Here is a 15,428-nt window from a genome sequence, read left to right as displayed (position 1 = left end):
CCGCTTGCCTTCCTGAGGCAGAGTCAAGCACCCGGCACAACTCGCATCAAGATTTGGCCGCCACCGCGCTGATCTCCTCCAGATCGAGGTCGTGCTCCAGGGCATGCAAAGTTTCATCGTCGATTTCGCCGGCCCGGTGCAGCCGTATGAGTTCCAGACGCCCGGCGGCAATCGCGGCCAGCACCACGTTGAAATGCGCCTGCACATCGGCAGCGTAATGTTCTTCATTGCCCGAATAGTTGGCCGCGGCTGATGCCTGGCGTTGGTACTGCGCCAACAACTTGGGATGCAGCAACCCGCCGTCTTCGGCGTACGCATGGCGCTCAACCGTCGCCAACTGCGCCTGAGCCACCGCCGCCTCGGCCTGGGACCGGCTGAAGCGCGTGTGCCGTGCCTCGACTTCCTTGACCCCGAGCCAGCGAATCAGCGGCCCCAGCGTCATGCCCTGGATCAGCACGGTCGCAAAAATCACGGCAAAGGCGCTGATCAGCATGAAATCGCGGCCAGGCATGTCTTCGGGCAACGACAGCGCCACGGCCAGCGTGACAACGCCACGCATGCCGGCCCAACCCACGATGGTCGCCGACTTGAGCCCCAGAGAGGGCTTTTGTGTGAGGCCCAGCCGCTGCAGCAAGAGAAGCAGCAGATCCGATGCATAGACCCAGGCCAATCGGGCCAAGGTCATGGCCAGCACGATGAGCAGTATCGGCAGGCCCATCTGCTCGACGATGGAGCCCAGCCCGCCCATGCGCTCGACCACCCCGCGCAGCGACGAGCCAATCAAGATGAACACCAATGCTTCCAGCAAGAAGACGAAAACCGTCCAGAAACCCACGGCTCGCACCCGCACATGCGCAGAAAACACCACATGCTGAAACCAGCCACAGACCAGGCCTGTGGTGACGGTGGCGATGACACCGGACACATGCAGCATCTCACCCGCAATGTAGGCCAGCCAACAGGTCAACACCGATGCCGCGATGATCAAATACTCATCCAATAGTTTTCGCACCAGCAGCACCCACAACGCACCGATGGCCGCGCCCACCGCCACACCGCCTATCGTCAGAACAGCAAAACTGCCTACCGCGTCCAACATGCTGAACGAGCCAGAAATCGCCGCCGCCACAGCAAAGCGAAACAGCACCAGACCGGTCGCATCATTGAGCAGGCTTTCGCCTTCGAGCAGGGTGGCCAGCCGTTTCGGCAAACGCACCCGCTGCAGCACAGCTTTGGCAGACACCGCATCTGGCGGGGACACGATGGCCCCTAGCGCCGCGCAAGCGGCCCAGGGCAGCGACGGCACCAGCCAATGGGTGACCACGGCCACGACAGCGGTGGTGAAGATCACCGCACCGACGGCCAGCGAGCATATGCCCACCAGATGCCGTCTGAAATGCGCCAAAGGGGTGAACCAGGCGCCATCCATCAGCAGCGGCGGCAGAAACACCACCAGGATCAACTCAGGGTCCAGCGACACCGTTGGCGCACCGGGGATGAAGGCCAGCAGGCTGCCGCCGGCAAGCAAGGCCACAGCCGGAGGCAGGCCAAATTTGTGTGCGAGGAAATGCAGCGCGATGATGGCCACCAGCATCACCATGAGCAATTCGAAGGTTTGCACTGGATGCATAAAACGGCTTTCAAGAAGTGGGGTTGTACGAGACGAAGGCCCGTGAACACATTTGACTACATTGAACGTTCAGAAAGCGCACATTTCAACTACCCGATTGTTGCGGGCTATGTGGCGTCTGCCATCGCGCACCGCCCAGTCTAACGGTGCTGAACCCGCCCAGAAAACAGGCGCTTGGCTTCCTTAAAAATGGCCGTGATCTAGCGGTGCCAGCAAAGCGGCCAACTCGTTCTGATTGAACTTGCTCAAGCCCACACGATCTTCGCCCAATACACCGCTGGCCAGCGCCTGCTTGCGCGATTGAAGCTCCAGCATGCGCTCTTCTATGCTGCCCTGCACAAGCAGCTTGTAGACCAGCACGTTCTGCGTTTGGCCTATGCGGTGCGCACGTGCCGTGGCCTGGGCTTCGACCGCCGGATTCCACCACGGGTCCATGTGGATCACGGTATCGGCCGCGGTAAGGTTCAAGCCCAAACCACCCGCCTTCAGGCTGACCAGCAGGACCGGTTCGGCCAGCGCCTGAAAGCGCGCCACCACGGCACCGCGCTGCGCTGGCGGCGTGCGCCCGGTGAGCTTCAGCCATGGCAATTGCAGCCGTGTCAGTTCGTCGCCAATCAAGTCCAGCAGCGACGTGAACTGCGAGAACACCAACACGCGCCGGCCCTCTTCCACCAGCGTGGGCAACATGTCGCAGAGCAATTCCAGCTTGGCATGCTCCATGTTTCCCGCCAGTGCGTGGCCGCGCACCAGACGCGGGTCGCAGCAGACCTGGCGCAAGCGCAGCAAAGCGCCAAGCACGCTGATCTGTGCCCGCTCCAGCCCGCGTTTGGCCAATACACGGCGCACCACATGGTCGGCAGCCACGCGCACACTCTCGTACAACAAGCGCTGCTGGCCTTGCAGTTCCACGCGGCGCAGCACCTCGGTCAGCGGCGGCAACTCGGTCACCACCTCAGCCTTGCGGCGGCGCAAGATGAACGGGCGCACGCGCTTCGCCAAGGCGGCAGCGCGCTGCGTTTCACCACCCTCTTCAATCGGCTTGCGCCACTGGCGGTAGAAGCCGCGCACATCGCCCAAAAAGCCGGGCATCAAAAAGTCAAACTGCGCCCACAATTCTCCCAGGTGGTTTTCGAGTGGTGTGCCCGTCAAGGCCAGCCGGTGGCGCGCCTGCAGGCGGCGTACGGCGCGTGAGGCGCGGCCAGCGGCGTTCTTCACGGTTTGTGCTTCATCCAGCACCAGCAGATGGAACGGTTGCGCGGCCAGCACCCGCACGTCACGCCACAAAAGGCTGTAGGTGGTGAGCACCAGATCGGCTTGCCCCATCTGCGCGTGCACCGCTTCGCGTTGGCTGCCATGCAGCGTGAGCACACGCAAACCGGGCGCCATACGCCGCGCTTCATCCTGCCAGTTGAACAACAGCGAAGTGGGCACGATGACCAGCGCGGGGCAATCGAGCCGACCGGCGTTTTTCTCCACCAGGATATGCGCCAAGGTTTGCGCGGTTTTCCCCAGCCCCATGTCGTCCGCCAGAATGCCGGCGAGTTGTTGTTCGCGCAGGTATTGCAGCCAGGCCAGGCCCTCAAGTTGATAGGGCCGCAACGTGATCGTCAAACCCTCGGGCGCCACCACAGCACTGGGGCCACCGGCTTTGCCTAAACGCAGGGCCAGCAACTGCAAGCCGTCAGCACCTTGCAGTTGCCAGCGGCCGTGTTCACCGGCCCGTTTGGCCAAGGCTTGGGCACTTTCGCTCAGGCCCTGACGCAACGAGTCGAGGCGGAACATGTCCCAGCCCGCCAGCGGCAGCGGGCCGGCGCGACGGGTGGTGCTCAACACGTCGAGCATGGCGGCCACAATGTCTTTGATAGGCCCCGCCGGGGCTTCGATGCGACGGCCACCAGGGGCGCGCAGTTGCACCAGGTCGAGGGCATCGATGGCAGCGAGTTTGTCGGCATACAGCCAACGTGAATCGCGGCGCAGCAGATCGGCCAGCATGGGCGCCAGGTCAAGCTGCTCTCCATCAACTTCCACGCCCAGGCTCAGCAGCCAACTGCCTTCACGGCGCGCCAGGCCCAAGCCGGTCACGGGCGGCGGGGCGGGTTGCAGCGGGCCATCCACCGCTTGGCCCAGCACGGCGCCAGTGCCTGGCTCCAACACCAGGCGCCAGGCCGAAACCGGCACGCTATGGTGCGCAAAGCCGGGGCGCACCCACACCACCCAGCCCAGGGCTTGTAGTTGCGGCACAGACTCGGCCCAAAAATCGGCAAAGTAAGGTTCCTGCGCCAACGTCCAACACGTGCCCAGACTTTGCCCCAGGTCTGCCGCACGCCATTGCAAGGCCTGTGGCGGCACGGGAAAGAAGCCCATGGCGGCCATGCCGCGCTGTGCGGCTTGCTGCAGCTCAAAGCTGGCGGCGGCCAAGGGTTTGGGCACGGGGGACTCGGTTGGGTTGCCGGTGGGCGCCAACCAGTCGAGTAATGCCACGGTGACGTCAGGCCCGCGCGGGCCAGAACCGCCGCAAGCCATCATGCCCAGCAGGCCATCCCCCCGGCCCAGCGTGCGCAACTCTATGCGCGGGCGCCAGCCGCCCAGGTGAAGGCCGTCGAACGATTGGGCTACCCCTACCACCGGCGGTTTGGCGGTCTTGCTGGTGGCTGCGGGTGCGCGGGGCTTGGAAGGGCGAGGAGAGATGGGCATGGCGAAGTGCAACGATTGTCGCCCGAGCGCCCGGCCTTTCCAGTTGTCGGCCAGCAACCTGCTGCCAGCAAAGTTTCCAACGTATGCCTATAATTTTTGAGCCCCGGCCAATTTTCCGGGGCAGCGTTCTCAGGGCGAGGTGTAATTCCTCACCGGCGGTGATACCCGAAAGGGGCAAGCCCGCGAGCGCCTGGCGACATCGGCAACGGTGTGGCCGGGGTCAGCAGATCCGGTGTGACTCCGGAGCCGACGGTTAGAGCCTGTAAGCGGCCTATTTAGGGCCATCAACAGACTCTTAAAGTCCGGATGAAAGAGAGCGCGAACCATGGTTCATGGCCGGGCGCGCCTGCGCTGCTGCATGCCGGAGCCGTGCGCTCGTGCGCCCTGATTCTGGATTTGACCTTTTGAAGGACACCATGAGTCAGTCTGTTATTGCTTCCGTTCCCGCAACCTCCTCGGTTGCCAGCTCCCCCAAACCCATGCGTGTGGCCTTTGTCCACGCCAGTTGGCATGCCGACATCGTGAACCAGGCGCGTGATGCGTTTGTGGCCGAAATGGGCTTGCTGGGTGTCTCCAGCGCCTCGATTGATGTGTTCGCTTTGCCGGGCGCCTACGAGCTGCCGCTGCATGCGAAAAAACTCGCCAAGTCGGGCCAGTACGATGCTGTTGTGGCTTGTGCCCTGGTGGTCGATGGCGGCATCTATCGCCACGACTTCGTGGCCCAGACCGTGGTCCAGGCGCTGATGGATGTACAGCTGGAAACCGAAGTACCAATGTTCTCGGTGGTGCTGACGCCACACCATTTCCACGAACATGCCGAGCATCGCGACTATTTCTACAAGCACTTTCTGCTCAAGGGCAAAGAAGCCGCGCGCGCTTGTGTGGCCACGGTGGCCAGCTTGCGTCAGTTGGTGTCTAGCAGCCCGCTCAGTCGCTGACGGGGTAAGGGCCCCAGACCGCGCGATTGCGCCCCTGTTGCTTGGCCTGGTAGAGCAAGGCATCGGCGTGCTCCAGCATGCCCTGGGGCGTGTGGGTGGCGCCGGGGCGCAGTTGCACAGCACCAACACTGATGGACACCACCGGCGCCACCTTGGAGCCCGCATGTGGAATGGCTTGCGCCACCACATCCAGGCACAGGCGGTCGAGCAGGTCGTTCATGTCGGGCACCACGGGTAGCAGGAGCGCAAACTCTTCACCACCATAACGCGCAGCCAGGTCATAGGGTCGGCGTGCAAAGCTGGCCACCACCTGCGCCACCCGGCGCAGCGCCTCGTCGCCGGCGGGGTGGCCATAGTGGTCGTTGTACTGCTTGAAAAAATCGATATCAATCATCGCCAAGGACACCGGCTCTTGCCGACGCACGGCCGTTTGGCAACCCAGCACCAGGGCTTCGTCGAAGCTGCGGCGGTTGGCTATGCCGGTCAGGGCGTCATGCCCGGCCAGACGTTCGAGCGCTTTACGCTGTGCGATCAAACGCAGGTGGTTCTGTATGCGTACCTTGACGATGGCCGGCCGGATGGGCTTGAACACATAGTCCACCGCCCCCAGCAGCAGACCTTTTTCTTCGTCGCGCTCTTCAGTGGCACCGCTGATGAAGATGACACGTACGTCTTGCGCTGGCGGCGAGCTGTTCAACTTCTGCAAGACCTCGTAACCCGACATGCCGGGCATGCCCACGTCGAGCAAGACCAGGCAGATGCTGGCGTCGTCATGGATGCGTTGCAGCGCCGACGCCCCATCCTTGGCCAGCACCACCCGTGTGTCGGGGTTCAGCAGCTCCGCCAGCATGGTGCGGCTGACCCTGTCGTCGTCCACGATCAACACCGATTGTTGTTCCAGTCCGCCCACGTGTTAGGTCCTTTCACTCAGTGCCTGTACCTTCACCCTCAAAGCGTTCACCGCCTGCGCAGCCTGTTCCAGTTCCAGGTCTTCAAATTGCAATAGCGCCATCTCCGCCAGGTCCATCAGCGAGCTGCCTGCGAGTGCAGACTTCACCTCGGCCAACAAGGCAGACACGGCATAGTTGCCCTGCACGACCTGAGGCGCGATGCGTTCCAGCAAAGCGGCCACGTGTTGCAGGGTGTCGCGCGACAACGCCTGGTCTGCCGATCGCAGCGAAGCTGGGTCAAACTTTCGTTGCGTTTCGTTACAGTATTGCACTATGCCCGCCAGCACAAGGGCCAGTTCACGGCGAAAAGCTGCCACGACAGGCCGCAGTTGCGCCGCATCTCCCTGCAGTGCCAGCCGTTCCAGCGTCTGTGCCGCCTCGCCCAAATCTTCCGCGCCTAGGTAGCGCGCCGCCGACTTCACGGTGTGCGCCACCTCGCCGGCCTGCGTATACCGTGCCTGCGCCATGTCCAGCTCAAGCTGCGCATCAACGCCGGAAAAATCACGCACGAAGCCACGCAGCAAGCGTTGCACACGCTCGGGCTGATGCCCCAGACGCTCCAGCGCCAAAGACAAATCCATTCCGGGCAGATGTTTTGGCAATACCGCGCCGTGGCGGCTGAGCTTGCTGTGGTCAGCAGCCTGGCCGTCAGCCAGCGGCGCAGCCGACGGGCCGGCGAACACGGATGTTGCCGCCAACGCCCCGGCCGGCGGCATAAACCGCAGCAGTGTGCGAAACAGCTGCATTTCGTCTATGGGTTTGGTGAGATATGCATCCATCCCGGCCGCTGTGGTGGCAAGGCCACTGACCACTTGATCCTGCGCCGTGAGTGCAATCACCGGCAAACGCGCCCAGCGCCGGTTGCGCCGGATTTCGCGGGTGGCGGCCAGACCATCCATGAGCGGCATTTGAATGTCCATCAGCACGGCATCGAAATCGGCCACCTCCAGACAGGCAATGGCCTCGATACCGTCAGCGGCGGTTTCCACCACCATCCGTGCAGAGGTCAAAAACTCGCTGACCACTTCGCGGTTGAGTTGGTTGTCGTCCACCACCAGCACACGTTTGCCCACCAGGGCGGCAAAAGCCGCTTGCAGAGGCAGCCATTGGGCCAAGGCCTCATACAAACGCGTCGCCTCTACCGGCTTGAGCAGCAGCTCGTTCATGCCCGAGGCTCGCAGGTGTTGCTGCGCGTCACTTCCGGTCTCGCCGCTCAGACCGAGAATCGGTACCCACGTAAAACGTGGATCAGCCCGCAGCTTGCGGGTGGCGGTGGCGCCGTCCATGCCGGGCATACGGCTGTCCATCAGAACAATCTCGATGTCACCGCGTTCCATACATTGGATGGCTTCTGCGCCTGAGTTGGCCAACACCACCTGCATGCCAACCTGCTGCAAAAACGCCGTGGTGACCTCTTGGCTGAGTGCGTTATCGTCCACCAGCAGCACGCGACGGTTACGCAGTTTTTCCAGGTCAAAGCCCGGGTTGGCGCTGAGCTTGGGGACATGGCTGTTCAGCCCCAACACATCGCATACCGTGTCGTAGAGCACCGATGGGGTGACGGGCTTGATGAGCACACCCGCAAGTTGCATCGCACTGGCCCGGTTGATGATGTCCTCCCCGGCGAAGGCTGTGACCATCAACACCGACGGCGCTGCCGCACGACCGTATTTTTCATAAACCTGGCGTGCCGTCTCCAGGCCGTCCATCTCCGGCATGCGCCAATCCATCAGCAGCAAGTCGTAGCGTGCTTCGTCGGGACGCATCCCTTGCAAACGCTCCAGGCAGGCGCGGCCGGAAGATACCGCATCCACGGCTAAACCAAAGCCCCGCAACATCACGGACAACACCTCGCGCGCGCTCTGGTTGTCGTCAACCACCAGCGCGCGACACTGGCCCAGCGCGGGTTGTGCGAGAGGTTTGTAGGCTGTCTCCGCGCTGTGCTCGATATGGCCCACTGGCACGATGAAGCTGAAGGTGCTGCCACGGCCGGGCTTGCTGTTGACCCAAATGCGGCCCTGCATCAACTCCACCAGTTTGCGGCAGATCGACAGCCCAAGTCCCGTGCCGCCAAAGTGGCGAGTGGTATGGCTGTCACCCTGCGAAAACGGACTGAACAAACGCAGCAACTGCTGTTCATCCAAACCGATGCCGGTGTCGCGTACCGAAAAGCGCAGCGAGCGCATGCGCCCATCCACCACCGACTCCCGCGCCACCACAACCTCGACTTCACCTTTCTCGGTGAACTTGAGCGCATTGCCCACCAGATTGATCAACACCTGGCCCAAGCGCAACGGGTCGCCCAGCAAACGTTTGGGCACATCCGGCTGCACACTGAACACCACCTCAAGCGCCTTTTCTTCGGCGCGCATGCCGGTCGCGCTGGAGACCGTTTCCAACAATGCCTCGAGTGAAAACTCGATCTGCTCCAGATTCATTTTGCCGGCCTCGATTTTCGAGAGGTCGAGCAGATCGTTGACGATGGCCAGCAACAACTTGGCAGAAATGTCGATCTTGGATAAATAGTCACGCTGCTTGGCCGACATTTGCGTTTGCATCACCAGCCGGGTAATGCCCAACACCGTATTCATGGGTGTGCGAATTTCATGGCTCATGAAGGCCAGGAACTCGCTCTTGAGCCGTTCCGCGGCTTCAGCGGCATCCTTGGCACGGCGCAAAGCCTCGGCTGATTCTCGTTCGCTGGTGACATCCCAAACCGTCCCCATCACCCGGTCCGCATGGCCATCGGCGTCTCGGTGCACCTGGGCGTACACGCGCACGTGCCGCTGGGCCCCCATCACCTGCAGGATACGCATTTCCAGATCCAGCACGACACCCTCGGCCACGGCGTGCAGCCAGCGCTCGCGCACCCGTGCGCTGTCGTCCGGATGCAGATAAGCGAGCAGGCCTTCCAGGCTGCCGTCAAATTCGGCCGGCGTGCGGTCAAAGATCAAATGGCTTTGTTTGTCCCAGCGAAAACGCTGCGAGGCCACGTCAAACTCCATGATGCCCACGCCCCCGGCCATGGTGACCAGCTCCAGGCGGTCTTTTTCTATGGACAAGGCTTCGGTCAGTTGTTTGCAGCGGCTCTCGCTGGCCGTCTGTTCCACGGCGCTGCGCTGTTCGTTCGCCGCGCAGTTGCGCAGCGCGGCATCGGCCTCGGCCAAGCCGGTACACAAGGCTTCAAACTCGCGCACCGCCGTGCGCGGCACCAGTTGCATGGCCAGCCCCTGGTTGGCCCCTAGCCGCCCGGCATTCGCCGCCAGGGCTTGCACCGGGCGGAACAGCATACGCGCCAGCCAGAGGGCGCCCAGCAAGGCAATCGCGGCGGACAGGCCGCCCCACAGCAACAGTTTGCGCAGCGGATCGCGCCAGCGGGCATTAAAGGCGTCCAGGGGCTCGCCCACCAACACCGTCCAGCCCGGCGTTCCCGCGAGACGCAGGTAAGTCAGCATGACGGGCTGCCCCTCCACACTTTCAGCTTCAAACCAGCCGCGCGCCTGCCCCGAGACTTGCACCCTGGGCCAGTAGGAGACGGCTTGCCCCAAAAACCGGTCGGCCTCGCGTGAACGCGCCAAGGTGCGGCCGTCGCCATCGACCACCGTCACCAAAAGATCTGATCTATAGCTGCTTTGGCGTTGCAATGAACGCAGCAGTTGCGCTGGTGACAACACCAGCACCAATGCGGCGTCCGGCTTTTTGTCAGCGCGGTACAACACGCCAACAGCCACTCGCAAGTTTCCGTCTTTGGGGTCGGCAAAAAGCTTGGAGACGGCCGGCTCGCCATGTTCGGCCACTTTTTTCACCAGACTGGCGGGCACACCTGAAGGCAGCAGCGTATCGGCGGGCGACTTGGGGTCAGCCGGTCCTTCAATGCTCAGGCGACCGCGCAGGAAAGTGCCGGTTTGGGAGCCACGCCTGTCCGCCAGCGGATGATCCCCCGCATGCTCCAGCGGCATGCTGGCCAAGGCGTCCAGGGTGGTGAACGCGGTGGACAACTCGCTCTCCACCGCGCTGGCGACAGCACTTGCCGTTTGCTGAAGGTGGTCAATCGCCGATGTTTGGTAGCCTACGCCAAGCCGCCAAATCGAGAGGCCTGCCGTGAATACGACAGGCAACAGGGCCACCAGCACCAGCAGCCCGAGGTAGAAACGCAAGCTTCTTTGACCGAACAGACGACGTGTGCCTACGTACATGCCCAGGGTGGAGGTGAAAGACCCCGCCCCGCCCGAAAAAACGGCTGCATGGGTATTGAAGTGTGAGCCGGTGCACTCGGCTTTTCAAAACAATACTAACGCGGATTACCTGTTTTTACATCCGCCCCGGGGCAAACACCTAAGGGGGTATTCAGTGGGATGGCGGCAGGCCAGAGAGCCCCTGCCCTCCCCGCTGAAGCTCAATGCAGCATCAGGCTGCGCTCACCCTTGCACTTGCCTGCACGTGCAGGCGGGTTGCACAAGCCGCAGACGTACTGGCGTGGGTTCTCGTACAACTCGGTGACAAACTTGCCGCCGCAGTGGCTGCAGGCTGTCATGTTGAGCATGTTGGCGTCGACAAACTTCACCAGACGCCAGGCCCGGGTGAAAGACAGCAAGGCATCAATTTCTGCGGCACTGACTTGTTCCTCGTAGAGCCGGTAGGCCTTGGTCAGGATGTCGATCGAGTCCAGCTCTATGCTCTTGGACAGATATTCGTAGATGTTCAGGAACAGCGACGAATGGATGTTCTCTTGCCACGACAGAAACCAGTCGGTGGAGAAAGGCAGTTGGCCCTTGGATGGCGACTTGCCCGACACTTCCTTGTACAAACGCAGCAGACGCTCGTAAGACAAATCCGTCTCGGACTCCAGCACCTGCATGCGGGCGCCCATACGAATCAACGCTGCGGCGCGCTCCACCTGCTGCGAATCGCGCAGCACACTCTTGATGGCCTTGATGGGGTCTTTGGCGGGATGCATGGCCGACTCCTTTTACAGCACTTCGGCAACGCGGCCGGCCATCAAGATATTGGCGTGCAGCTTGTTGGTGGCATGGTTGCCAACCTTCTTTTCGGGCAGATCGTGGTTGGTCAGCAAGCTCCACACCAGGTTGTCGTCCACACGGAAGTGGCACAGCAGCATATTGCTGGACGCCAGCTTGAAGATCTGCGCGGCTGACAGGGCCGCCAGCAGGTCTGCCGACTCTTCATTGAGACCAAGTCGAAACAGGGCCTCGGCCTTGTCCTGGCGAATCAAGCTTTGCGCAAGCATCAGGTAGGTCAGGTTGGTTTCGCGAATTTCGGCGATGATTTGATCGCTGTTCATGGGATGGTCCTTTCAGTTGGCCGGAGCTTTCCTCTTGCAGTCCACCGGGGTTTTCCGAGGGGCGGCAAAAGGTCGATCCGTTGAAATGGATTGTGAATTCGGGCCAAACAGAAATTAAGTCGGGGGAGTGATATTCGGCGCGTCTGGTTTTCAAAGCGCCGCTGTCAGCCTTTTTCCTACAGCCTGCCGCGACTGCCTGACAGCTCCTAGAGACAGATGTGCGGCACATCCACGCGGCGCGTGGATTGTGCTGTCCCGCCAACCACAAACGCCCTAGCCGGCGCCTAAGACTGGACTTGCGAGCCAGCGCAGTTGGCAAACCATAGATGAAACCTGCGCCTCAGATTCGGCGGTCAGAGGGGGAAATGGGGGTGAGCTTGCGCCATTAAAAAGTGCCGCCTAAAAGCGACACTTCAAATGCACGATAGAAAAAACGCCAGGCGTGACACAAGTGCCACGCCCGCGGTCTGGACACTCGCCTAAACCGCTCAGCCCGGCGAGAACTCGGCGACGGGATCGCGGCTCATCAAACGCGCCACGGCTTGAGCGGCGGTCAAGCGGCCGTCCAGCAGGTCAACAACACACTGGGTGATCGGCATGTCCACTCCCAGGCCGGCTGCGCGCAATGCCACGGTGCGCGCGCAATACACACCTTCTGCCACGTGGCCCAGAGAATCCACCGCTTGTTGCAGCGTCTTGCCCTGGGACAACAGCATGCCAACCTTGCGGTTCCGGCTCAGATCACCGGTGGCCGTGAGCACCAGGTCACCCAGGCCAGACAAACCCATGAAGGTCTCCACACCCGCGCCCAGGGCGACACCCAGGCGCGTCATCTCCGCCAGTCCACGGGTGATCAGGGCAGCACGTGCATTCAAGCCCAAACCCAGGCCATCACAAAGGCCGGTGGCAATCGCCAGCACGTTTTTCACGGCGCCCCCGACCTCCACACCGACCACGTCTTCGCTGGCATAAACACGCAAAGACGGCCTATGGAAGGCGCGCACCAGGGCCTCACGTACCGCAGGGTCCGCACTGGCCGCAACCAGGGCCGAAGGCTGGCCACGCGCCACCTCTAGCGCAAAGCTGGGGCCGCTGAGCACACCGAACGCAGGTTCGGCATCCCCGGGCAAGATGTCATTAGCTATCAATTCAGAAGCTGTTTCCGCAAGCACTTCATGCCCTAGCAGCCCAAAGTCTTGGGAAACCGGGGCTTCAAACCCTTTGCACAACCAAGCCACGGGCACCTGGGTTTCCAAGGCCAAGGCCAACAGCGGGCGCAGCGCGGACATGGGTGAGCCGATCACGATAAGGTCTTGCGTCGCCAACCACGGCGCCAGGCTGGCTTGCGGCTCGCTGCTGATCTGCAGCGCCGCAGGCAAGGGGATTTCGGCAAGGTAACGCTGGTTGCAGCGTTGTTGGCGCATGTCCGCTGCTTGTGCGGCATCGCGCGCCCACAAGGTCACGTCATGGCGAACTTCATGGGCATGGCTTTCGGCTGGGGCAGACGCGCTGATGGCCAGCGCGGTGCCCCAGGCACCCGCCCCCAAAACGGCAATTTTCATGGCTTCAACGGGGGCAGGTGCACTGGGCCTTGATTACTGCAGAACGGAGCTGGCAGCGCCGTCGGTGGCACCAGCGGCGGCAGCTTGCTGTTGTTGCTCGTACATGGCCTGGAAGTTGATCTCGGCCAGGTGCACAGGCGGGAAACCGGCACGTTGGATCAGGTCGGCCACGTTGCCACGCAGGTAGGGGTAGACGATTTGTGGGCAGGCGATACCCACAATCGGGCCCATTTGTTCTTGTGGCAGATTGCGGATTTCAAAAATACCGGCTTGTTTGGCTTCCACCAGGAAAACCGTCTTTTCACCGATCTTGGTCGTCACGGTGGCGCGCACGGAGATTTCAAAAATCCCTTCGGCCACAGGGTTGGCGTCCACGCCGAGTTGAATATCCACGGCGGGCTGGGTTTGTTCCAGCAGGATGGCGGGTGAATTGGGTTGTTCAAGCGACGCTTCCTTCAGGTAAACGCGTTGAATTTGGAACACGGGATCAAGTTGCTCGGCCATGGTTTTCTCTCGGATTTATTTAAAAAGGATTTGTCGCGATGCTGCCAACCTCTGGCCGACAGGGACTCAAGGATTATCACAGGCCAATGTCATGGCCTACTGACAAACACCACGTGATTTAAGAATCGCTCGTCAGGCGATAGATAGTGGTCACGCCGCCAGCAGAGGCAGCAATCCACCGCGGCCGTCCAACGCCATCAAATCGTCACAACCGCCTACGTGGGTGTCGCCGATAAAGATCTGCGGCACCGTGCGCCGCCCAGTGCTTTCCATCATCAGCTGACGTGCACCGGGATCGATATCGATGCGGATTTCTTCGATCTGCTCTACCCCTTTGTTCTTCAAGATTTGCTTGGCTCGAATGCAGTAAGGGCAAACAGCGGTGGTGTACATCTTCACGTGTTGCATGGCAGCTACTCTTTTGCGCTAGTTCAAAACGTCCAATTGGGGGCGTTCTCAGGCCTTTTCAATCGGCAGATTCGCTTCTTTCCAGGCCTTCAGGCCGCCTGCCAACACATCCACCTTCTCAAAACCCAATTTTTTTGCGATGCCGGCAGCACGTTTGGCGCGGGCGCCGCTTTGGCACACCAGGACCAGGGGCAGTGTCTTGTTCTTGGCCACGCTGGCCAGTTTTTCTTCCACCTGGCCCAAGGGCAGGTTTTTGGAGCCCACGATGTGACCGGAGGCAAACTCTTCTGCCTCACACACATCCACGACCACCGCCTTTTGGCGGTTGATCAATTGCACCACGGCGTTGGCCGGAAGCGCGCCTGCGGCGGCTGCGCCACTCAATACGGGCCACAGCAACATGCCGCCCGAGGCAATGGCCACCGAGAAGAGCATCCAGTTGTCTAATAAAAACTTCACTTTGCACCTTTTTTACAGGGCAGGCGGAGGTGCCTGCCAGCCAAGATTCTAGAATGAGCGGCTGTGCTTCCTAAAGAAGCATCCCATTTGTTAATGACTTGCGCTTTTCAGCCCATTTTCAACACCATGTACAAGCTTGTTCTGATCCGCCACGGTGAGTCCACCTGGAACCTTGAAAACCGCTTCACCGGCTGGACCGACGTTCCGCTGACCGACACCGGAATCGCCCAGGCGCAGAATGCGGGTCGCCTGCTCAAGGCCGAGGGTTACGAGTTTGACCTGGCCTACACCAGCGTGCTCAAGCGCGCCACCCATACGCTGTGGCATTGCCTGGACCAGATGGACCGTACCTGGCTGCCTGTGCAGCACAGCTGGCGCCTGAACGAGCGCCACTATGGCGCTTTGCAAGGTCTGAACAAGGCCGAAACCGCCAAGCAATACGGTGACGAGCAAGTGCTTGTCTGGCGCCGCAGCTACGACACCCCGCCACCGGCGCTGGAAGCTTCGGACACGCGCAGCGAACGCAGCGACATCCGCTACGCCGGCCTGCCCGCTGAGCAAATCCCGCTGACAGAGTGCCTGAAAGACACCGTCGCTCGTGTACTGCCCTTCTGGAACGACACCGTCGCTCCGACCATCACCAGCGGCAAACGCGTGGTGATTGCCGCCCATGGCAACTCCATTCGCGCCTTGGTGAAATACCTGGACAACATCTCGGATGACGACATCGTGGGCCTGAACATCCCCAACGGCATTCCCTTGGTCTACGAACTGGACGCACAACTCAAGCCCTTGCGTCACTACTATTTGGGCGACGCAGCCGCCGCTGCGGCTGCCGCCGCAGCCGTGGCCGCCCAAGGCCAAAAGAAGTCCTGACCCCAAAACCGAGCACTAACCAAACAAAATTTGCGGGCTTTTATGGAACTGCGCAGCCGTTGCGCGGTTCCAACATGTATATTGAGTCGAACTAGGAAAGTATCG

Annotated in this window: 12 protein-coding genes and 1 riboswitch; of the genes, 2 read left to right on the top strand and 10 right to left on the bottom strand. The window is 61.5% G+C overall.

What is annotated here, in order from left to right:
• Positions 1-46: 46 nt before the first annotated feature.
• Both ACFQ95_RS00670 and ACFQ95_RS00665 read right to left on the bottom strand, forming a co-directional pair.
• Positions 47-1,630 carry a Na+/H+ antiporter gene (locus tag ACFQ95_RS00670; protein WP_422828856.1) on the bottom strand — a complete coding sequence of 528 codons (1,584 nt, stop codon included), beginning with the start codon at positions 1,628-1,630 and terminating at the stop codon, positions 47-49.
• A gap of 183 nt (positions 1,631-1,813) precedes the next feature.
• Positions 1,814-4,324, bottom strand: coding sequence for a DEAD/DEAH box helicase (locus ACFQ95_RS00665; protein ID WP_422828855.1), 2,511 nt, complete (start codon positions 4,322-4,324; stop codon positions 1,814-1,816).
• A 121-nt stretch (positions 4,325-4,445) separates the two neighbouring features.
• Positions 4,446-4,646, top strand: a riboswitch (FMN riboswitch).
• A gap of 94 nt (positions 4,647-4,740) precedes the next feature.
• Here ACFQ95_RS00665 and ACFQ95_RS00660 point away from each other — a divergent pair.
• Positions 4,741-5,262, top strand: a complete 522-nt coding sequence (locus ACFQ95_RS00660; RefSeq protein WP_422828854.1) for a 6,7-dimethyl-8-ribityllumazine synthase — start codon at positions 4,741-4,743, stop codon at positions 5,260-5,262.
• Here the strand turns inward: ACFQ95_RS00660 and ACFQ95_RS00655 are convergent.
• The 8 genes from ACFQ95_RS00655 to ACFQ95_RS00620 form a co-directional block, all read right to left on the bottom strand.
• On the bottom strand, positions 5,252-6,172 hold the full coding sequence (locus tag ACFQ95_RS00655) for a GGDEF domain-containing response regulator (RefSeq protein ID WP_422828853.1): 921 nt from the start codon (positions 6,170-6,172) through the stop codon (positions 5,252-5,254). The two genes, ACFQ95_RS00660 and ACFQ95_RS00655, sit on opposite strands and share 11 nt — an antisense overlap.
• Before the next feature lie 3 nt (positions 6,173-6,175).
• A complete protein-coding gene (locus ACFQ95_RS00650) occupies positions 6,176-10,369 on the bottom strand; it encodes a response regulator (protein ID WP_422828852.1) in 4,194 nt (1,397 codons plus the stop codon).
• A 239-nt stretch (positions 10,370-10,608) separates the two neighbouring features.
• Positions 10,609-11,169, bottom strand: coding sequence for a flagellar transcriptional regulator FlhC (gene flhC, locus ACFQ95_RS00645; RefSeq protein WP_422828851.1), 561 nt, complete (start codon positions 11,167-11,169; stop codon positions 10,609-10,611).
• Positions 11,170-11,181: 12 nt separating this feature from the next.
• Positions 11,182-11,514 carry a flagellar transcriptional regulator FlhD gene (flhD, locus tag ACFQ95_RS00640; protein WP_422828850.1) on the bottom strand — a complete coding sequence of 111 codons (333 nt, stop codon included), beginning with the start codon at positions 11,512-11,514 and terminating at the stop codon, positions 11,182-11,184.
• 488 nt (positions 11,515-12,002) lie between these two features.
• Positions 12,003-13,076, bottom strand: a complete 1,074-nt coding sequence (locus tag ACFQ95_RS00635; protein WP_422828849.1) for an NAD(P)H-dependent glycerol-3-phosphate dehydrogenase — start codon at positions 13,074-13,076, stop codon at positions 12,003-12,005.
• Between the two features lie 33 nt (positions 13,077-13,109).
• The gene (secB, locus tag ACFQ95_RS00630; protein WP_422828848.1) at positions 13,110-13,580 is read right to left on the bottom strand and encodes a protein-export chaperone SecB; all 471 of its coding nucleotides are present in this window, start codon (positions 13,578-13,580) and stop codon (positions 13,110-13,112) included.
• Positions 13,581-13,730: 150 nt separating this feature from the next.
• Positions 13,731-13,988, bottom strand: a complete 258-nt coding sequence (gene grxC, locus ACFQ95_RS00625; protein ID WP_422828847.1) for a glutaredoxin 3 — start codon at positions 13,986-13,988, stop codon at positions 13,731-13,733.
• Between the two features lie 48 nt (positions 13,989-14,036).
• Positions 14,037-14,447, bottom strand: coding sequence for a rhodanese-like domain-containing protein (locus tag ACFQ95_RS00620; protein ID WP_422828846.1), 411 nt, complete (start codon positions 14,445-14,447; stop codon positions 14,037-14,039).
• 126 nt (positions 14,448-14,573) lie between these two features.
• Between ACFQ95_RS00620 and gpmA the strand changes: the two genes are divergently transcribed.
• On the top strand, positions 14,574-15,323 hold the full coding sequence (gpmA, locus tag ACFQ95_RS00615) for a 2,3-diphosphoglycerate-dependent phosphoglycerate mutase (RefSeq protein WP_422828845.1): 750 nt from the start codon (positions 14,574-14,576) through the stop codon (positions 15,321-15,323).
• Positions 15,324-15,428 lie beyond the last annotated feature (105 nt).

Origin of the sequence: Variovorax sp. HJSM1_2 (genome assembly GCF_049316285.1) — a bacterium.
Classification (GTDB): Bacteria; Pseudomonadota; Gammaproteobacteria; order Burkholderiales; family Burkholderiaceae_C; genus Rhodoferax_B.
The sequence above is the reverse complement of the archived record's forward strand: the minus strand, read 5'-3'. Positions and strand labels throughout refer to the sequence as shown.